Genomic DNA, 18150 nt, shown 5'->3' on the forward strand with positions numbered 1-18150 from the left:
TGCGTGCACCTATCATGAGCAAGACGTTGGCCGGTCTGGCCGTGCTGCTGGCGGCGGGTCTTTGCCAGGCGGCGGAATTGAGCGTGGCGGATCTGATGCAGATGCTGGGCCAGAAAAAATCCGGTACGGCCACCTTTGTCGAGAAGAAATACATCGCCATGCTGAAGCAGCCGCTGGAGTCGTCCGGTGAGCTGGCCTTCACCGCGCCCGATCGCCTGGAGAAGCGCACGCTCAAGCCCAAGGCGGAATCGGTGGTGCTGGAAGGCAACAAGCTGGTGCTGGAGCGCAGCGACGGCCGCAAGATGACGGTGGCGCTGTCCGACCGCCCCGAGGTGGCGGCCTTTGTCGAAAGCATCCGCGCCACACTGTCCGGCGACCGCGGCGGGCTGGAACGCTTCTATACCCTGGCACTGAGTGGTGACGCCGAGCAGTGGAAGCTGAATCTCACGCCGATCCAGCCGCGCATGCAGAAGGTGATCAGCCAGATCCGCATCGCCGGCAAGCAGGCCCAGGTAAAAACCATCGAATTCCTGCAAGCCGACGGTGACCGTTCGGAAATGGCCATTACCAGCACCAGCGCCAAATGAAGCCACGCCACCACAAACTGGCGCTGTTTGTCTGGCTGGCGCTGATGCTGGCCTCGGTGCTGGTGATCGTTCAGACCCGCTTTGTCGCCGACCTGTCGGCCTTCATGCCCAAGGTGCCCAGTGCGCGCCAGCAGATGCTGATCGACCAGCTGCGTGACGGCGCCATCGCCCGTATCGTGCTGGTGGGTATCGAAGGTGGCGACGAGGCCGAGCGCGGCCGCCTGTCGCGCCTCCTGGTGAGCCAGCTGGCGCACAACCCGCGTTTCACCTCGGTGCAGAACGGCGATAGCCAGATCCAGCAGCGCGACCAGCAGTATTTCTTCAACAACCGTTACCTGCTGAGCCCGGCAGTCACGCCGCAGCGCTTCAGCGCCGACGGCCTGCGCGCCGCCGTCCAGGACACGCTGGATGCCATGGCCGGCGACGCCGGCCTGGTGGTGAAGAAGATTCTGCCGCGCGATCCCAGCGGCGAAACCCTGCAAATCCTCGACCAGTTCATCGGCGAGAGCCAGCCCAACAGCAGCGACGATATCTGGGTGTCGCGCGACGGCAAGCGCGCCGTGCTGCTGCTGCAGCTGGCCGAATCCGGGCTGGACACCGACGCCCAGGCGGCGGCGCTGGCGGACGTCCGTCAAACCTTCGACCACCTGCCGGCGCGCCACGTCGCCACCCGGCTGGTGATGAGCGGCACCAGCGTGATGTCGGTGGCCTCGCGCGATACCATCAAGAGCGAGGTGGAGCGGCTGGCCACGCTGGGTACCGTGCTGGTGGTGGCACTGCTGCTGCTGGTGTACCGCTCGTTGCCGTTGCTGCTGCTGGGGCTGATCCCGGTACTGTCGGGCGCCCTGGTGGGTGTGGCCAGCGTCAGCCTGGGCTTCGGTCACGTGCATGGACTGACACTGGGTTTCGGTACCACGCTGATCGGTGAGGCGGTCGATTACTCCATCTACCTGTTCATCCAGCGCGCTGGCGGCAACGAACCGCGTCATTTCTGGCGCACCATCCGGCTGGGGGTGCTCACCTCGATCACCGGCTTTGCCGCGCTGATGTGCTCCAGCTTCCCCGGCCTGTCCCAGCTCGGGCTGTACTCCATCAGCGGGCTGGTCACGGCGGCGCTGGTGACTCGCTACATCCTGCCGGGCCTGATGCCGGCCCGGCTCAACCTGCGCGATTTGAGCGGCCCGGGCCTGCTGTTGCAGAAGAGCCTGGATTTCCTCACCCGCATGCGCTGGGTGATGGCGGCGGCCCTGTTGGCGGCGGTGGCGGTACTGGTGTTCAACCCGCAAGACATCTGGAACCGCCAGCTGAATGCGCTCAGCTCCATTTCCAAAGAACAGAACAAGCTGGACGCCGAACTGCGTGGCGATCTGGGCGGCAACGACATGCGCTACGTCGCCAGCTTCAGCGCGCCCAATCAGGAAAGCGCGCTGCAGTTGGCCGAACGCACCCGCCCGGTACTGCGCGAGCTGGCCCGTCAGCGCGTCATCGGCGGTTTCCACACCCCGGACGAACTGCTGCCCAGCCAGGCCAGCCAGCGTGCGCGCCAGGCGGCGCTGCCGCATGCCGTCGAGGCGAGCCGGCGTCTTGACCGGGCGCTGGATGGCATGCCGCTGCAGGCGAACCAGCTGCAGGGCTTCCTGGCGGACGTGGAGCGCAGCCGCAGCCAGCCGCTGTTGAGCCGGCAAAGCCTGCAGGGCAGTGCGACCAGTGTGTTGCTGGATTCGATGCTGATCAAGCGTCCCAATGGCTACCTGGTACTGATGCCGCTGCGGCCGACCGGCGAGGGCGCGCAGAGCGACCAGATAGCACTGGACAAGGTGAGGGCGGCGCTGGAGCGGCATCAACTGGAACAGGTGACGGTGATCGACCTGTTGGAGGAAACCACCGCCATCTTCGACAGCTACACCCACGAGGCGCTGGTGTTCTCCTCGCTGGGCAGCCTGGCCATCCTGCTGCTGCTGGGCGTGACCTGCGGCTGGGTGCAGGCGGTGCGGGTGACGATTCCGCTGGGCTGCGCCGTGCTGTGCACGGTCGCCATTTTCGACGCCAGCGGCATCCAGCTGACCATCCTGCATCTGGTGGGGCTGTTGCTGGTGGTGGCCATCGGCTCCAACTACGCGCTGTTCTTTGCCAACAAGCAGCAGTTGGGCAACGAGGTGGAGCAGCGCCAGGTGGAAGTATCGCTGGTGGTGGCTAACCTGGCGACGGTGACCAGTTTCGGCCTGCTGGGGACGTCCAGCGTGCCGGTGCTGTCCTTCATCGGCAGTACCGTGGCGATCGGCGCTTTGCTGGCGCTGGTGTTCTCCGCCATGATGGCGAGGATTCGTCCCCGTGCGCACCATTCTTGAACGATGGCAGCCGGCGCAGCGGGCGGACAGCCTGCTGGTGCTGTTGCCGCCGGCCAAGGCCAGCCTGGAAGACCTGATCGCCCAGGGGATGGTGGCGGCGGTTCGCCAGCGTGGCTTGCCGCTCGACATCGTGCTGGCCGAGGTCGGCTACCAGCAGGTAATGGCCGGCACCGTGGCCGAGAGTCTGCATGAAGCGGTGATGGCGCCGGCGCTGGAAGCCGGTTATCGCCGTATCTGGCTGGCTGGCATCTCGCTGGGCGCTTTCAACGCGCTGCACTATGCCGCCCTGTACAGCCGGCATCTGGCGGGGATCAAGCTGCTGGCGCCGTATCCCGGCACCGCCGACATCCTGCAGGAAATCAGTGCTGCCGGCGGACCGCACGCCTGGGCGGACAGCCCGGCTTCCTCGCGGCAGGACGAGCGCATCTGGTGGCACTGGCTGCGCCAACAGGCGGCGATCGACGAAGATGACTGCCCGGCATGGCTGGGCATGGCGGAGCAAGACCGTTTTGTTGCCGGGCAGCAGATGCTGGCCTGCCTGCTGCCGCCGCAACGGGTGCACCGCGTGGCCGGCGAGCACCACTGGCCGGTCTGGCAGCAGCTATGGCAGCACTGGCTGGATCACGGCCCGCTGCCGGCCCAACTGTTGTCGGTAAAGGAGCAAGCATGAAGCCATGGCGGGTCTCGCCGTTTCTCAAGCTGTGCATCGCCCTGCATGGTCTGGCCGTGCTGGCCCTGCTCATGCGGCCGTCCAGTTGGCCGTGGCTGCTGCTGGCGCTGTTCCTGCTGCATGGCGGCATCGCGCTGGCCGGGCTGTTGCCGCGTTGTGCGCTGCTGGGGCGCAATCTGACCCGGCTGCCTGCTGCCGCCGCCCGGCGCGGTGAAGTGGCCATCACCATCGACGACGGCCCGGACCCGGCGGTGACTCCGGCCGTGCTGGAGATACTGCGCCAGTACCAGGTGCCGGCCACCTTCTTCTGCATCGGCGAGCGCGCGCTGCGCCACCCCGATCTGTGCCGCCGCGCCGTGGCGGAGGGGCATGACATCGAAAACCATGGCCAACGCCACCGCAAGCATACTTCCCTGTTCGGGCCGGCTGGCTGGCGTGGCGAAGTGAGCGAGGGCCAGGCCACGCTGCAGGCGATCACGGGTCGGCAGCCGCTGTTCTATCGGCCCATTGCTGGCTTGCGCAATCCCTTCCTCGACCCGCTGCTGCAGCGCTCCGGGGTGTTTCTTGCGAGCTGGACCCGGCGCGGCTATGATACGCGCGTCCGTGATCCCGACACGGTGTATGCCCGGCTCGTTCGCAATCTTGCCGCGGGCGATATACTGCTGCTGCACGATGGCAATGCCGCGCTCACTTCCGACGGCAAACCGATTATCCTGGCCGTGTTGCCGCGCCTGCTAGAGGAGTTGGCTGCGCGCCAACTGAAGCCGGTTACCCTGAAACAGGCCTGTGAATCCGCCTGATCATGGGTTTTTCCATCCGGCCCGCCCTTTCTTTCGCAACCCATGCTGATCCGTCCGGTCGTTTATGCAAGCTCTCCGACTTAGTGCCTATACCCTGACCAGTGCCTTGGGCGCTGGCCTGGCCTCCCATCTCGATGCCCTGCGCCGGCAGCGCGGCGGCATCGTCAGAAAGCGCTGGGAGACCGTCGAATTCGATGTCTGCGTCGGAGAAGTCGCCGGCCTGGATGAGGTCGCGCTGCGGCAGGATCTGGCGCCCTACGACTGCCGCAACAACCGGCTGGCCCAGCTGGGGCTGGAGCAGGACGGCTTCATTCCCCGGGTGCGGCAGGCCGTGCAGCGCTACGGCGCCAGCCGGGTCGGGGTGTTCCTCGGCTCCAGCACCTCCGGCATCCTCAGTTCGGAAGTAGCCTACCGTCAGCGTGACCCGCAGAGCGGCGCACTGCCGCCGGAGCATCGCTATCGCGAAACCCACAACGCCTATTCGGTAGCGGACTTTGTGCGCAGCTTCTTCGGCCTCGCCGGCCCGGCGGCGGTGGTGTCCACCGCCTGTTCCTCCAGTGCCAAGGTATTCGGTACCGCACAGCGCATGATCGAGGCCGGCCTCATCGATGCCGCCATCGTCGGCGGCGTCGATACCCTGTGCCTGACCACCATCTACGGCTTCTCCTCGCTGCAACTGGTGTCGTCCAATCCCTGTCGCCCCTTCGACGGTGAGCGTGACGGCATTTCGGTGGGCGAGGGCGCGGCGTTTGCCTTGCTGGAGCGTGCCGAACAGCCGCAGGACGGGGATATCCTGTTGACCGGCGTGGGCGAAAGCAGCGATGCCTACCATATGTCCTCGCCGCACCCGGAAGGCCTCGGCGCCAAGGCGGCCATGGCCCAGGCGCTGCAGCAGGCCGGCCTGGCGCCGGGCGACATCGATTACATCAATCTGCACGGTACCGCCACGCCCAGCAACGATGCGGCGGAAGGTGCCGCGGTGCTGGCGCTGTTCGGCAACGCCACGCCCTGTAGCTCCACCAAGGGCCACACCGGTCATACGCTGGGCGCCGCCGGTGGCATCGAAGCCCTGATCTGTGCGCTGGCGCTGGACAACGGGGTGATGCCGGGCGGGGTGGGCACGCAGCAGCTTGATTCGCGCCTGCAGTGCAATTACCTGCTGACCACGGTGGAGCGCCCTTTGCGCCACGTGTTGAACAATTCTTTCGGTTTCGGCGGCAGCAACTGCAGTCTGGTTTTCACGCGGGTGGGTGCATGAGTACGGCAACGATTTATCTCGAGGGGCTGAGCCTGCTGGGCCCGGGCATGAACGACTGGGCCGAGGCCGCGCCGCGCCTCTTGGGGCAGCAGCCGTTCCAGGCCGAAGAGGTCCGGCTGGCGGCGCCCGCCATCCTGCCGGCGACCGAACGCCGCCGCGCCGGAACAGCGGTCAAGCTATCGATGGCGGTGGGGCTCGCGGCAGTCGAAGACGCCGGCGCGGAGGCGGCCCAACTGCCCAATGTGTTCAGTTCCACCGGTGGCGACTGCGAAAACTGCCACAGTCTGCTGGAAGTGCTGGCCTCGTCCGAGCGCATGGTATCGCCCACCCGTTTTCACAACTCGGTGCACAACGCGCCGGCCGGTTACTGGGGTATTGCCACCCAGTGCACCGAGGCGTCCACCAGCCTGTGCGCCTACGATGCGACTTTCGGCGCCGGCCTCTTGGAAACCGTGACCCAGGCGCACAGCGCCGGCAAGCCTTGTCTGCTGATTTCCTTCGATACCGCCTACCCGGAACCGCTGCATGCCCTGCGTCCGATTCCCTATCCGCTCGGCGTAGGCATGGTGCTGAGCCCGGTGCGCACCGCAGCCAGCAAGGCCGCGCTGCGGCTGAGCTTCAGCCAGGAAGCGCCCACCACCATGGACGACGCGCAACTGGAAGCGCTGCGCCAGAGCATTCCCAGCGCGCGCTGCCTGCCGCTGCTGCGCCTGCTGGCCAGCGGCCAGCCAGGGCGGGTGGTGATCGACTATCTGGACGACTGCCGTCTCGCCATCGAGCTGACGGCATGATGGACCGCGACTGGATCGCCGCGCGCATTCCCCACCAGGGCAGCATGTGCCTGCTGTCCGGGGTGGAGCGCTGGGACGAAACCGACATCGTCTGCCATGCCGACAGTCATCTTCAGCCGGACAATCCGCTGCGCGCTGCCGGCCGCCTTGGCGTGGCCAATGCCATCGAATACGCCGCCCAGGCCATGGCGGTGCATGGCGCGCTGCTGGCTGGCGACGGCGCACCGGCGCGAGCCGGCTACCTCACCAGTGTGCGCGAGCTGAGCTGGCATTGCCGCCGGCTGGATGACGTGGCCGAGCCGCTGTGCATCCATGCCCAGCGCCTCTCCGGCAGCGAGATCAATGCCCTGTACCGCTTCACCCTGCATGCCGGCGACAAGCTGCTGGTCAGCGGCCGCCTGGGCGTGGTGCTGGACGCCGACGCGCTGGCGGGCAAAACAACGAATTGAGTAAACCATGAAACGAGCCTTGATTACCGGTGGCAGCGGCGCCATCGGCGCAGCCATCAGCCAGAGGCTGGCGGCCGACGGTTTCCACGTCATCATTCACGCCAACAATAATCTGCAGACGGCAGAGCAACTGGGCCAGGCATTGCGAGAACAGGGCCACTCGGCCGAAGCAGTGCAGTTCGACGTGGCCGATGCCGCGGCAACGGCGGCGGCGCTGGAGGCCCTGCTGGAGCAGGGGCCGGTGCAGGTGCTGGTGAATAATGCCGGCATTCACGACGACGCGGTGTTTCCCGGCATGCAGCCGGCGCAGTGGTATAGGGTGATCGATGTCTCGCTGCATGGTTTCTTCAACGTCACCCAGCCGCTGACCATGCCGATGATCCGTACCCGCTGGGGGCGCATCATCAATATCACCTCGGTGGCGGCGCTGGCCGGCAACCGCGGCCAGACCAACTACGCCGCCGCCAAGAGCGCGCTACACGGCGCCACCAAGTCGCTGTCCATCGAACTGGCCAGCCGCGGCATCACCGTCAATGCGGTGGCGCCGGGCATCATCGAGTCGGAAATGTCGAAGGATGTGTTCGACAAGGAGATGGTGGCACAGATGGTGCCGATGAAGCGGGTGGGCAAGCCGGAGGAAGTCGCCAGCTTGGTCGGCTTCCTGGCATCGGAGCATGCGGGCTACATTACCGGCCAGGTGATTTCCATCAATGGCGGCATGATCTAAGCGCCGCCGCCAACAAAACCTTCCTGCCGTTGTTGCGCTCGCGTGCGAATCTCTCACAACAGATTCGCCCAGCAAACGCTTGCCGTACTACTTGCATGTAGCTGCGCAGAAACTTCGGCTACGCCTCGTTTTCTGCGGCCGCGCGCCTATGCAGGACCGCTGCGCTAGGTTTTGTTAGCGGCGCTATCCGGGCTACGAGGCTGCTGCGCTCGGGTGATCCGGCGTTGAAACGCGGCTCAAAATGCTCATGTACTCAATGTACATTCCGCTTTTTCGCCCCATTTCGCCTTGGCTGACCCTTCGCTCGCGAGATATTGAAACCGGTTCTGAGCACCAGCACGCGGCCGGCCGTGGTCAGCCGGCCGCGCTGGCCGCTTGCAACTGGCTGCGCGGCGCATAGGCCAGCGCCACTTCCAGCTTGGCCACTTCCTGCTCCGCCACCTTCACCTGGGCGTTGACCTGCACCAGCAAGGGCGCCATCTGGCGGCACTGGATGAAAAACTCCACATCGTGTCCCGGCAGCACCGGCTGCTTGAACCAGCAATTGCGTACCGCCGCCAGCACGCCGACCGAATCCTGCGGCAAGGTCTTGACGTAAGGGTCACCGGCCAAGAGCCCGGCGCCGGCAAACTGCGCCATCGACTCGATCAGCATTACCCCCGGCACGATGGGCATGCCCGGAAAGTGGCCCTGGATCACCGCATTGTCGTGCGGCCAGCTCGCCACACCATGGAACTGGTGCGGCCCCTCGATGGTGAGTTGCTGGCAGACGAAAATGGTGCCGCGGTGCGGCAATATCTGTTCGATATCGCCGCGCTGCAGCCGCATCGGGTACTGGTAGTCCTGTTCGCTCATGCGGGGAGGCGTCGTGCCACCAGCGAAGCGTTGCTGCCGCCGAAGGCGAAGGAGTTGGACATGATGGCGCGGATGTCGCAGCCATGGCGCGCGGTCAGCGGGATGAAATCCAGATCGCAGCGCGGGTCCGCCTGCTCCAGGGTGGCAGTAGGGGGCAGCGAGCCGCTGTTCATCGCCATCACGCTGAGGGCAAACTCCAGGATGCCGCTGGCGCCGATCAGGTGGCCGTGCATTGACTTGGTGGAACTGATGGCCAACTGCCCGGCCGCCGAGCCGAACACGCCGCGGATGGATTCGGTCTCGGTGACGTCGCCGGCATCGGTCGCCGTGCCGTGGGCGTTCAGGTACTGGATATCTTCTGCCCGCAACCCGGCATCGTCCAGCGCCTGCTGCATGGCGTTGATCTGTTCGGCGCTGGAAGGCGCGGTAAGGTGGGCGGCATCGCTGCTGCAGCCATAGCCGCACAGCTCGGCCAGTGCGCTCTGGCCGCGAGCGGCGGCGCGGGCCTCGCTTTCCAGCACGATGGCGGCACCACCTTCGCCCAGCACGAAACCGCTCCGGTCCTGCGAGAAGGGGCGGCAACTGCGTGACGGATCGGCGGCTTGCGGTTTGGCCATCACGCGCAGCGCATTCCAGGCCATCATGGCACCGGGCGTCAGCATGGCTTCGCAGCCTACCACTACCGCGGCGTCCAGATAGCCGTCGCGGATGGCACGGAAGGCTTCGCCGATGGCGACGGCGGAAGATGCGCAGGCAACGGAATAGGTGTGGCTGGGGCCGTGCAGCCCGTAGCCCATGGAAATGGCGGCTGCCGGGGCGTTCGACATCATGCGCGGAACCGTCAGCGGGTGCACCACTACGGGATTGCGCTTGCCTTCGCTTTGTACGGCGGACTGGAAGCGGCTGTACAGGCCGTCCAGGGTATGGGCGCCGCCCAGGCCGATGCCGACATAAACACCGAAGCGGCGCGAGTCGGCGGGCGCGGCGGCGATGTTGGCCTCAGCCAGCGCTTCGTTGGCAGCCACCAGGGCAAACTGGCTGGCGCGGTCCAGGCTGGCGTGCTTGCCGTTAAGCTTGCTGGCCGGATCGGCGGCTGCCTGGGCCAGCAATACATTGGGTAGCCATTTGGCGATGTCGGGGGTGGCGGCACCAATGGCACAGTGGCCGGCCAGCGCCTGGGCGAAGCTGGTGGGCAGGTCGGCACCGAGCGGGCTGATGGCGCCCATGCCGGTAATCAAAACCTTGGCCACTATTTGTTCTCTTCGAGGCTGAGTTCCGGCAGTTCGCCGTTGTTGTGTTCGCGAATGGCAGCTTCGATATCGGCCAGCATGTCACGGAAGCTCATCTGCGGGTAGCGGGTGGGGTCTGGCAACTGGAAGCCGCAGCGATCCTCGATCTCGAACAGCATCTCCACCATGTCCAGCGAGTCGAGCTCCAGGGCGGAAACCTGCAGCGTCGAATCTTCAAACAGGGCGGGATCCTTGCCCTTGGTATTGACCAGATAGTTTTTGATGATTTGTTCTAACATGAGCGTTCAACCCAAGACGTGGCATGTACCAAAAGGTGGTAATTATAGAGTAAAATTATGGCATATGCGTTGCCTTGGGCTTGATTCCTCAAGCGCTTTAGCAGCATGCCAACAATGCAATGACAGCTGTCAGTCACCCTTAAATCCATCCCGGGCTCTGGCCTGCCGGAATGATTGGCCGTTCTGGCCTGCCTGGTAAGAAAAGATGGCTGGCCGGAAGCCGGGAGTAAATTTGAAATAATGTTGAATCGCTGTTTCCGGCTGTTCCAGATCGTCCTGTTTTACCTGATGTTGTGCTGGCTGGGCTCCATGTTGCTGTTGGGCAACATTGCCGCCTTGCCCCTGCTGCTGGCGCCCAGACCGTTGCGGCAGCCGCTGGTGCAGTGGACCATCAGTGCCATCTGCCGCTGTTTTCTGGCCGGAGCCCAGGCGAGCGGGTTGATGCGGCTGGATTTGCGTGCGCTTGATCGGCTGAACGGCCGGGAGCGTATGCTGTTGGTACCCAATCATCCGAGCATGATCGATGCCTTTCTGGTGTTGTCTCGCATTCCCCGGGCGGTCTGTCTGATGAAAGCCAGCATCAGCTCCAATCTGTTTCTGGGGGCTGGGGCCTACCTTGCCGGCTATGTTTCCAACCGCTATCCGGAGCAGATGTTCCGTGCCGCTATCCGTGCGGTGCAGCAGGGCTCGGTGCTGATGATTTTTCCGGAAGGGACCCGCACCACGCGACAGCCGGTGAACGATATTGGCGGCTCGGTGGCGCTGATTGCCCAAAAAGCCGAGGCGCCATTGCAGACCATTATCATTACCACCAATTCGCCCTATTTGAGCAAGGGCTGGAAAATATGGCGTCCACCTGCATTTCCGCTGATTTACCGCGCCGTGCCCGGCAAGGAATTCGAGGCTCATGGCCATCGCGATGAAACCGCACGCCATTTGCAAGAGTATTTCGAAGCGTCGATCCGGCTTTCCATCGACCCGGAATTACGGGTGGGTTGAGGTGTTTGCCATTCGCGGCGCCTCATTCTTGACCGGCAGGCTGGCTATCGGCTAAGTTCTGCCCCATTCAAGCAGCATCCCGCACCGGGGTGCCTATTTCAATTCAGTAAGTCTGCCATGCCTATTTCTTCCACGACGCATGTGGTTCTCATCCCCAGCTACAATCCCGGCCCCAAGGTTTTCGACACGGTGCGTGCGGCCCGCGCGCAATGGAGTCCGGTATGGGTGATCGTGGACGGTAGCAACGATGGCTCGGAGCAGACGTTGCTGCAGATGGCCGCCGAAGACGGGGGCCTGCAGGTGTTCGTGCTGCCGGAAAACCGCGGCAAGGGCGCTGCGGTGCTACATGGGCTGGAGCAAGCTACGCGGCAAGGCTTCACCCACGTATTGTGCATGGACTCCGACGGCCAGCATCCGGCAGCGCAGATTCCCGCCTTCATGGCGCGTTCGCAGCAGCAGCCGGCCGCCATGGTGCTGGGCCTGCCGGTATTCGATGCCAGCGCGCCCAGCCTGCGGGTCAAGGGTCGCAAGATTTCCAACTGGTGGGCGAACCTGGAAACCCTGTGGATGGGCATCGGCGATTCGCTGTTCGGTTTCCGCGTCTATCCGGTGGCCCCGCTGCGCCAGATCATGCAAGGGCAGCGCTGGATGCGCCGTTTCGACTTCGATCCGGAGGCCGTTGTCCGCCTGTGCTGGCATGGCGTGCCGCCGGTCAACCTGCCGTCGCCGGTGAAATATTTCCAGGCGGAGGAGGGGGGCGTGTCGCATTTCAATTACTGGCGCGACAACCGCCTGCTGACCTGGATGCACATCCGCCTGATGTTCGGCTTTGCCCTGCGCCTGCCGCTACTGCTGTGGCGCCGGCTCGCCAGCCGCCCGGCCGTTTGCTGATGGGGCGCAGCATGTGCGTATACCAGCCGGGAAGGACGCTCTGACGTGTCCGCCCCCGTCATGATGGCCCATCTGCTGCTGGAGCGGCTGTCGTCGGCCGTGCTGGCGCGCGAGCCGGAGCCGCAGGCCTTGATGGAGGATGCCGACCAGATCCGGGCCTTCATGCTGAGTGGCCTTGGTAACGGCATCCTGAACTACGTTTATTTCTTCCACGCCGTCATGTCGCTGCCGGTGATCCGGCCCGGCGACGTGGTGCTGGACCTGGCCTGCGGCCCCGCCAACCAGTTGCTGCAGATTGCCCGGCTGCACCCGGACGCCCGCTTTATCGGGCTGGATGCCTCTGTCGCCATGCTGGAGCTGGCGCGGGAAAACCTAGTGCAGGCCGGTTTGCCAAACGTCAGCTTGCAGCAGGGCGATATCAGCCGCCTGGATGGCTTTGCCGATGCGGCCGTCGACTGTGTGTTGTGCACCATGTCGCTGCATCATCTGCCGGATACCGAGCTGCTGGGGCTGGCCATGTGGCAGATTCGCCGCGTGCTGCGTCCAGATGGCGGCGTCTATCTGGCCGATTTCGGCCGACTCAAGCGTCGGGCCACCCAGCGCTTCTTTGCCTATGACCGCATTGAACTGCAGTCCGAGCTCTTCACTATCGACTTCCTCAATTCCTTGCGCGCCGCATTCAGCCAGGATGAACTGCAGCAGGCCGTCGCTCTGCTGGAGCGCGAGCTGCATGTCTACCGCACCGCGCTGGCCCCTTTCATGCTGCTGTTTCGCAGTGCACCGCGCCGCCACATCGATGCGGTGCTGGAGCAGCGGGTGCGTGATGGCTATGCCCGGCTGACCGCGGGCGAGCAGCGCGACTTCGACAATTTGGCGCGCTGGTTCCGTCTCGGCGGTCTAAACCTGCCCTGTCGCCTGCGCTGACCTTTGGGAAAGAAAAAACCGGAAAATCACCATGCAATCGACTGATTGCACAGTGCTTTCCCGGTTTTCGATGGTGATGTAGGGTTACGTCAGAACGGAATGTCGTCGTCCATGAAGTCGTCCGCCTTGCTGGCCGGCTTCGGCTCCATGCGACGCGGTGCGGCCGGCGGCGCGGACGGGGCGCTCTGGCGCGGCGCCGGGGCGCCGTAGCCGCTATCATCATCCATTGCGGTGTCGCGCTTGCCGCCTTGCAGGCTGAGTTCGTTCACACGCACGTCCGGCGACAGCTTCTTGTTGCCGTCGCGGTCTTCCCATTCGCGCAGGGTGAGCTGGCCGTAAACGGTCACCTGCTGACCCTTGCTCAGGTAGTTTTTCAGCGATTCGCCACGCTTGCCCCATACCTGGCAGCTGAACCAGTTGGTGGTGCGGCGCTCGCCAAAGCCGATGTCGCTGGCCACGCGGAAGCTCAGCACCGGTTCGCCGCTGGGGGTGTAACGCAGTTCGGCGTCTGCCGCCAGGCGGCCGTCGAAAGTGATGCTGTTCATGTCATTCTCCGATTCAATGCAATGGATGGCGCTGAGCGCCGGCGCTGGACCGATGGCGTTTGCCTCGGTGTGCCGGGCCAGCCCGCACCATCAGTTAGTTTCCAAAATCAATTGCTGGACAGCGGCCTCGTCCCAGTCCTGCTGCGATACCTTGAGGTAGGCGACGCGCTCGCCGATCACCACCACCGCTTCCTTGACGCCGTGCTGTGCCGCCAGCCGCTGCGACAGCTGGGCGGCGTTGCCCTGCCAGTTTTCGCCGATGTGGAACATGACCGATTTCACGGCTTGCGGTGGCTGCATGGTGATGGCCAGCGTGAGCCAGGCCAGCATCAGCGCGGCGGCAAAGCCGAACGCACCGCCCGTGCCGTAGTGGCTGTACAGCCAGCCGCCGGCAGCGGCACCGATGAAGAGGCCGAACGATTGGGCGGTATTATACACGCCCATGGCCGTGCCCTTGGAGTCGGCTGGTGCGATCTTGGAGATCAGCGACGGCAGGCTCGCCTCCAGAATATTGAAGGCGATGAAGTAGAGCGTAAGCCACAGCACGATCATCCAGAACGAATCGAGCGCCAGCGCCATGCCGAGTTGCGCGGCGGTCATCAGCGTCACCGCACCGACGAAGACCGTCTTCAGCTTGCTCTTTTTCTCGCCGTAGACGATCGCCGGCACCATCAGGAGGAAGCCGACGATCACCACCGGCAGATACACCTGCCAGTGATGCGCCTTGTCGAGGCCGTGCTTGATCAGCGTGAAGGGAAGCACGACGAACATCGACATCTGCGCCGCGTGCAGCGCGAAGATGCCGAAGTTCAGGCGCAGCAACTGCGGGTGCTTCAGCACGGCCGGCAGGCGTTGGGTGTTGGTTTCGGCATCGGAATGGAAGCGCGACACGGCCGGGTCGGGGATCAGGTATTTCACGCCGACCAGCGCGGCCAGCGTCAGCACGCCGGTCAGCGTGAAGATGCCGTCGACGCCCATGTAGTGCGCCATGAGCGGGCCGAGCACGAGACTGGCCGCGAAGGTGGTGCCGATGCTCATGCCGATCATCGCCATCGCCTTGGTGCGGTTTTCCTCGCGCGTGAGGTCGGCCAGCAGCGCGGTGACGGCGGCCGAGATGGCGCCGGCGCCCTGCACGACGCGGCCGACCGTGAGCCAGGTGATGTTCGGTGCCCAGGCGGCGATAAAGCTGCCGGCGGCGAAGACCAGCAGACCGCCGTAGATGACCTTCTTGCGGCCGATGCGGTCGGACAGCATGCCCAGCGGGAGTTGCAGGAAGGCCTGGGTCAGGCCGTAGGCGCCGAGGGCGATACCGATGGCGGTATGGCTGTGGGCGCCTGGCAGGGTCTGGGCGTAGAGTGCGAACACCGGCAGGATCAGGAACATGCCCAGCATGCGCAGGGCGTACACGCCGGCCAGACCAAGGCTGGCACGAAGTTCAAGCGGATTCATCAGTGTTGTTATATGTCGGCTAGTGGTGAAAACGGGGGCGGACTCCCGCCCCGTAACGATCCGGGCTGCAATGCGGGTGGAGCGTGGCACGCCAAGTCGGGTATATTAGCAGGTTCCCCGACTGATCGTGAGTGAGGCATGGACTCCATCCGCATCCGTGGCGCACGTACCCACAACCTGAAAAACATCAATCTCGACCTGCCGCGCCATCAGTTGGTGGTGATCACCGGCCTGTCCGGCTCCGGCAAGTCCTCGCTGGCCTTCGATACGCTGTACGCGGAAGGGCAGAGGCGCTACGTGGAGTCGCTGTCGGCCTATGCGCGCCAGTTCCTGCAGCTGATGGAGAAACCGGACGTCGATCTGATCGAGGGCCTGTCGCCGGCCATTTCCATCGAGCAGAAGGCCACCAGCCACAACCCGCGCTCGACGGTCGGTACCGTCACCGAAATCCACGATTACCTGCGCCTGCTGTTCGCCCGCGTCGGCGAGCCTCACTGCCCGGAGCACGGCGTGCCACTGGCCTCGCAGACCGTGTCGCAGATGGTCGACCACGTGCTGGCGCTGCCGGAAGAGACGCGGGTGATGATCCTGGCGCCGGTGGTGATGGCGCGCAAGGGGGAGAATGCCGATCTGTTCGAGGAGTTGCGTGCACAGGGTTTCGTGCGGGTGAGGGTCGACGGCGAGGTGGCGGAGCTCGACGCCGTGCCCAAGCTCGACAAGAACAAGAAACACACCATCGAGGTGGTGATCGACCGCCTCAAGGTGCGTGCCGACCTGCAGCAAAGGTTGGCCGAAAGCTTCGAAACCGCGCTGCGGCACGCCGAAGGCCGTGCCATCGCGGTGGAGATGGATTCCGGCAAGGAGCATTGGTTCTCCGCCAAGTTCGCCTGCCCTGTGTGCAGCTACAGCCTACCCGAGCTGGAGCCGCGGCTGTTCTCGTTCAACAACCCGATGGGCGCCTGCCCCAAGTGCGACGGCTTGGGCGAGATCACCTTCTTCGACCCTAAGCGCGTGGTGGCGCATCCTGAACTGAGCCTCTCCGCCGGGGCCATCAAGGGCTGGGACAAGCGTAACCAGTTCTATTACCAGATGCTGCAGGCGCTGGCGGAACACTTCGGATTCGATCTCGAGCTGCCGTTCGAAATCCTGCCGGAGCGGGTGCGCCACGTCATGCTGCACGGCTCGGGACGCGACAACATCGAGTTCACCTATCTATCCGAACGCGGTGCCAAGTTTACCCGCAGCCATCCGTTCGAAGGCATCATCCCCAACCTCGAACGCCGCTACCGCGAAACCGATTCGCTGGCGGTGCGCGAGGAACTGTCCAAGTACCAGAACAACCAGCCCTGCCCGCACTGCGAAGGCTCGCGCCTGCGCCGCGAGGCGCGCCACGTCTACGTGGCGGGACAGACCCTGTACGGCATCAACCAGATGGCGCTGAAGGAAGCCGCGCGCTTCTTCGAACAGGTGGAATTCAGCGGCCAGAAACAGGCGGTGGCCGAGAAGATCATCAAGGAGATTCGCGACCGCGTGTCCTTCCTAAACAACGTCGGCCTCGACTACCTGTGTCTGGCGCGTTCGGCCGACACGCTGTCCGGCGGCGAGGCGCAGCGCATCCGTCTGGCGAGCCAGATCGGTTCCGGCCTGACCGGCGTGATGTACGTGCTGGACGAGCCCAGTATCGGCCTGCACCAGCGCGACAACGACCGCCTGCTGGCGACGCTGGTGCGGCTGCGCGACCTGGGCAACAGCGTGATCGTGGTGGAGCACGACGAGGACGCCATCCGTGCCGCCGATTACGTGGTCGACATGGGGCCGGGCGCCGGCGAGCACGGTGGCGAGGTGCTGATTGCCGGCACCCCGCGCGAGATCGAAGCCAGCGAGCGCTCCGTGACCGGGGCCTTCCTGTCCGGGCGCCGCCGCATCGAGGTGGACAGCGAGCGCCGTCCAGTCGACCCGGAGCGCCTGCTGGTGCTGGCCGGGGCCAGCGGCAACAATCTCAAGGACACCACGCTGGAACTGCCGTTGGGCATGCTGGTGTGCATTACCGGCGTGTCCGGTTCGGGCAAGTCCACGCTGATCAACGACACCCTGTACAAGATCGCGGCGCGCGAGCTCAACGGTGCCAGCGAGGAGCCGTCGCCGTACCGCGAGATCACCGGCCTGCAGCTCCTGGACAAGGTGATCAGCGTCGATCAGGGGCCGATCGGGCGCACGCCGCGCTCCAACCCGGCCACCTACACCGGGCTGTTCACGCCGATCCGCGAGCTGTTCTCCGGGGTGCCGCTGGCGCGCGAGCGCGGCTACGGTCCGGGGCGCTTCAGCTTCAACGTCAAGGGCGGGCGCTGCGAGGCCTGCCAGGGCGACGGCGTGATCAAGGTCGAGATGCACTTCCTGCCGGACATCTACGTGCCCTGCGATGTCTGCCACGGCAAGCGTTATAACCGTGAGACGCTGGAGGTGAAATACAAGGGCCAGACCATCCACGAAGTGCTGGAAATGACGGTGGAGCACGCGCTGGAATTCTTCGACGCGGTGCCGACCGTGGCGCGCAAGCTACAGACTCTGATGGACGTCGGCCTGGGCTACATCCGCCTGGGACAATCGGCCACCACGCTGTCCGGCGGCGAGGCGCAGCGCGTCAAGCTGGCGCTGGAACTCTCCAAGCGCGATACCGGCCGCACCCTGTACATCCTCGACGAGCCGACCACCGGCCTGCATTTCCACGATATCGACCTGCTCTTGAAGGTGCTGCATCGCTTGCGCGGCAACGGCAACACCGTGGTGGTGATCGAGCATAACCTCGATGTCATCAAAACAGCCGACTGGCTGATCGACCTCGGGCCAGAGGGGGGAGCCGGCGGCGGACAGATCATTGCCACAGGCACGCCGGAGCAGGTGGCGGGCAATCCCGCGAGCCATACAGGCCGCTATTTGGCAACCTTGCTGGACCGCGACAAGATTTCACAGTCAATCGGCTGACAACACTGTAAGTAATCACGCATAACTAAATTTGAGTTCTGTGCCAACCCTATCCAGCAAGTCGGTCACCTTGCTTTTCAATTCGGTGGCACCCCATGTCTTACATCGTCGCCAGTGGTATTTGGCTTGTTTCCAGAGCTGCTCGATCAGGTTCAGCTCTGGGCTATAAGCTGGCAGAAAGCAGAGATGAAACCCATGATCCAGCAACCAGACATCACGTTTATCTTCTCTGATGGCGGCGTGCATCCGCGCGTTATCCAGGATCAGCAAGGTCGGCCGCTCACGACTGGATCGCTCAGCCAAACTCTGCAAAAAGACCTCAACCTCTTGCTTGCGCACGGTCTGTT

The 18150-nt window shown here is 64.6% G+C and carries 18 protein-coding genes; 12 read left to right on the forward strand and 6 right to left on the reverse strand.

What is annotated here, in order from left to right:
* Window positions 1–14: 14 nt before the first annotated feature.
* From B9N72_RS11040 to fabG, 8 genes are all read left to right on the forward strand, one after another.
* Window positions 15–587 (forward strand): LolA-related protein, encoded by a 573-nt coding sequence (locus tag B9N72_RS11040; protein ID WP_234985952.1) that lies wholly within the window; start codon window positions 15–17, stop codon window positions 585–587.
* A complete protein-coding gene (locus tag B9N72_RS11045) occupies window positions 584–2935 on the forward strand; it encodes an MMPL family transporter (RefSeq protein WP_085276451.1) in 2352 nt (783 codons plus the stop codon). Before B9N72_RS11040 ends, B9N72_RS11045 begins: the two co-directional genes overlap by 4 nt.
* The gene (locus B9N72_RS11050) at window positions 2919–3605 is read left to right on the forward strand and encodes an alpha/beta fold hydrolase (protein ID WP_085276452.1); all 687 of its coding nucleotides are present in this window, start codon (window positions 2919–2921) and stop codon (window positions 3603–3605) included. The genes B9N72_RS11045 and B9N72_RS11050 overlap by 17 nt, the downstream gene beginning before the upstream one ends.
* Window positions 3602–4405, forward strand: a complete 804-nt coding sequence (locus B9N72_RS11055; protein ID WP_085276453.1) for a polysaccharide deacetylase family protein — start codon at window positions 3602–3604, stop codon at window positions 4403–4405. Before B9N72_RS11050 ends, B9N72_RS11055 begins: the two co-directional genes overlap by 4 nt.
* A 64-nt stretch (window positions 4406–4469) precedes the next feature.
* Window positions 4470–5663, forward strand: coding sequence for a beta-ketoacyl-[acyl-carrier-protein] synthase family protein (locus B9N72_RS11060; RefSeq protein ID WP_085276454.1), 1194 nt, complete (start codon window positions 4470–4472; stop codon window positions 5661–5663).
* Window positions 5660–6454: a beta-ketoacyl synthase chain length factor gene (locus B9N72_RS11065; protein WP_085276455.1), complete on the forward strand. Its 795-nt coding sequence runs from the start codon at window positions 5660–5662 to the stop codon at window positions 6452–6454. Before B9N72_RS11060 ends, B9N72_RS11065 begins: the two co-directional genes overlap by 4 nt.
* Window positions 6451–6903, forward strand: a complete 453-nt coding sequence (locus tag B9N72_RS11070; RefSeq protein WP_085276456.1) for a hotdog family protein — start codon at window positions 6451–6453, stop codon at window positions 6901–6903. The genes B9N72_RS11065 and B9N72_RS11070 overlap by 4 nt, the downstream gene beginning before the upstream one ends.
* A 7-nt stretch (window positions 6904–6910) precedes the next feature.
* On the forward strand, window positions 6911–7630 hold the full coding sequence (gene fabG, locus B9N72_RS11075; RefSeq protein ID WP_085276457.1) for a 3-oxoacyl-ACP reductase FabG: 720 nt from the start codon (window positions 6911–6913) through the stop codon (window positions 7628–7630).
* Between the two features lie 354 nt (window positions 7631–7984).
* Here the strand turns inward: fabG and B9N72_RS11080 are convergent, their stop codons facing one another.
* The 3 genes from B9N72_RS11080 to B9N72_RS11090 are packed head-to-tail and all read right to left on the reverse strand — an operon-like array spanning window position 7985 to window position 10013.
* Entirely contained in the window at window positions 7985–8485 is a 501-nt protein-coding gene (locus tag B9N72_RS11080; protein ID WP_085276458.1) for a 3-hydroxyacyl-ACP dehydratase FabZ family protein, read from the reverse strand.
* Window positions 8482–9735 carry a beta-ketoacyl-[acyl-carrier-protein] synthase family protein gene (locus B9N72_RS11085; protein ID WP_085276459.1) on the reverse strand — a complete coding sequence of 418 codons (1254 nt, stop codon included), beginning with the start codon at window positions 9733–9735 and terminating at the stop codon, window positions 8482–8484. Before B9N72_RS11085 ends, B9N72_RS11080 begins: the two co-directional genes overlap by 4 nt.
* On the reverse strand, window positions 9735–10013 hold the full coding sequence (locus tag B9N72_RS11090; RefSeq protein ID WP_085276460.1) for an acyl carrier protein: 279 nt from the start codon (window positions 10011–10013) through the stop codon (window positions 9735–9737). Before B9N72_RS11090 ends, B9N72_RS11085 begins: the two co-directional genes overlap by 1 nt.
* 240 nt (window positions 10014–10253) lie before the next feature.
* Between B9N72_RS11090 and B9N72_RS11095 the strand changes: the two genes are divergently transcribed.
* From B9N72_RS11095 to B9N72_RS11105, 3 genes are all read left to right on the forward strand, one after another.
* Window positions 10254–11012 carry a lysophospholipid acyltransferase family protein gene (locus B9N72_RS11095; RefSeq protein ID WP_085276461.1) on the forward strand — a complete coding sequence of 253 codons (759 nt, stop codon included), beginning with the start codon at window positions 10254–10256 and terminating at the stop codon, window positions 11010–11012.
* A gap of 117 nt (window positions 11013–11129) precedes the next feature.
* On the forward strand, window positions 11130–11903 hold the full coding sequence (locus tag B9N72_RS11100; protein ID WP_085276462.1) for a glycosyltransferase family 2 protein: 774 nt from the start codon (window positions 11130–11132) through the stop codon (window positions 11901–11903).
* Between the two features lie 45 nt (window positions 11904–11948).
* Window positions 11949–12827, forward strand: a complete 879-nt coding sequence (locus tag B9N72_RS11105) for a class I SAM-dependent methyltransferase (RefSeq protein WP_085276463.1) — start codon at window positions 11949–11951, stop codon at window positions 12825–12827.
* An 89-nt stretch (window positions 12828–12916) separates the two neighbouring features.
* Here the strand turns inward: B9N72_RS11105 and B9N72_RS11110 are convergent, their stop codons facing one another.
* Together B9N72_RS11110 and B9N72_RS11115 are read right to left on the reverse strand one after the other, a co-directional pair.
* The gene (locus tag B9N72_RS11110) at window positions 12917–13372 is read right to left on the reverse strand and encodes a single-stranded DNA-binding protein (RefSeq protein ID WP_085276464.1); all 456 of its coding nucleotides are present in this window, start codon (window positions 13370–13372) and stop codon (window positions 12917–12919) included.
* A gap of 90 nt (window positions 13373–13462) precedes the next feature.
* Window positions 13463–14821 carry an MFS transporter gene (locus B9N72_RS11115; protein WP_085276465.1) on the reverse strand — a complete coding sequence of 453 codons (1359 nt, stop codon included), beginning with the start codon at window positions 14819–14821 and terminating at the stop codon, window positions 13463–13465.
* A 138-nt stretch (window positions 14822–14959) separates the two neighbouring features.
* Here B9N72_RS11115 and uvrA point away from each other — a divergent pair, with 138 nt between their 5' ends.
* Window positions 14960–17803, forward strand: coding sequence for an excinuclease ABC subunit UvrA (gene uvrA / locus B9N72_RS11120; protein WP_085276466.1), 2844 nt, complete (start codon window positions 14960–14962; stop codon window positions 17801–17803).
* A 15-nt stretch (window positions 17804–17818) separates the two neighbouring features.
* On the opposite strand, the gene B9N72_RS11125 is transcribed toward uvrA, so the two are convergent.
* Window positions 17819–18150: transposase (locus tag B9N72_RS11125; RefSeq protein WP_085276467.1), on the reverse strand; the 332-nt coding region annotated here is incomplete at its 5' end.

This window comes from Pseudogulbenkiania subflava DSM 22618, from assembly GCF_900177275.1.
Lineage (GTDB): Bacteria > Pseudomonadota > Gammaproteobacteria > Burkholderiales > Chromobacteriaceae > Pseudogulbenkiania > Pseudogulbenkiania subflava.

Coding starts and splice junctions, on each gene's coding strand:
- B9N72_RS11040 (WP_234985952.1), top strand. CDS start 15: ATGAGCAAGACGTTGGCCGGTCTGGCCGTGCTGCTGGCGGCGGGTCTT.
- B9N72_RS11045 (WP_085276451.1), top strand. CDS start 584: ATGAAGCCACGCCACCACAAACTGGCGCTGTTTGTCTGGCTGGCGCTG.
- B9N72_RS11055 (WP_085276453.1), top strand. CDS start 3,602: ATGAAGCCATGGCGGGTCTCGCCGTTTCTCAAGCTGTGCATCGCCCTG.
- B9N72_RS11060 (WP_085276454.1), top strand. CDS start 4,470: ATGCAAGCTCTCCGACTTAGTGCCTATACCCTGACCAGTGCCTTGGGC.
- B9N72_RS11065 (WP_085276455.1), top strand. CDS start 5,660: ATGAGTACGGCAACGATTTATCTCGAGGGGCTGAGCCTGCTGGGCCCG.
- B9N72_RS11070 (WP_085276456.1), top strand. CDS start 6,451: ATGATGGACCGCGACTGGATCGCCGCGCGCATTCCCCACCAGGGCAGC.
- fabG (WP_085276457.1), top strand. CDS start 6,911: ATGAAACGAGCCTTGATTACCGGTGGCAGCGGCGCCATCGGCGCAGCC.
- B9N72_RS11080 (WP_085276458.1), bottom strand. CDS start 8,485: ATGAGCGAACAGGACTACCAGTACCCGATGCGGCTGCAGCGCGGCGAT.
- B9N72_RS11090 (WP_085276460.1), bottom strand. CDS start 10,013: ATGTTAGAACAAATCATCAAAAACTATCTGGTCAATACCAAGGGCAAG.
- B9N72_RS11095 (WP_085276461.1), top strand. CDS start 10,254: ATGTTGAATCGCTGTTTCCGGCTGTTCCAGATCGTCCTGTTTTACCTG.
- B9N72_RS11100 (WP_085276462.1), top strand. CDS start 11,130: ATGCCTATTTCTTCCACGACGCATGTGGTTCTCATCCCCAGCTACAAT.
- B9N72_RS11110 (WP_085276464.1), bottom strand. CDS start 13,372: ATGAACAGCATCACTTTCGACGGCCGCCTGGCGGCAGACGCCGAACTG.
- B9N72_RS11115 (WP_085276465.1), bottom strand. CDS start 14,821: ATGAATCCGCTTGAACTTCGTGCCAGCCTTGGTCTGGCCGGCGTGTAC.
- uvrA (WP_085276466.1), top strand. CDS start 14,960: ATGGACTCCATCCGCATCCGTGGCGCACGTACCCACAACCTGAAAAAC.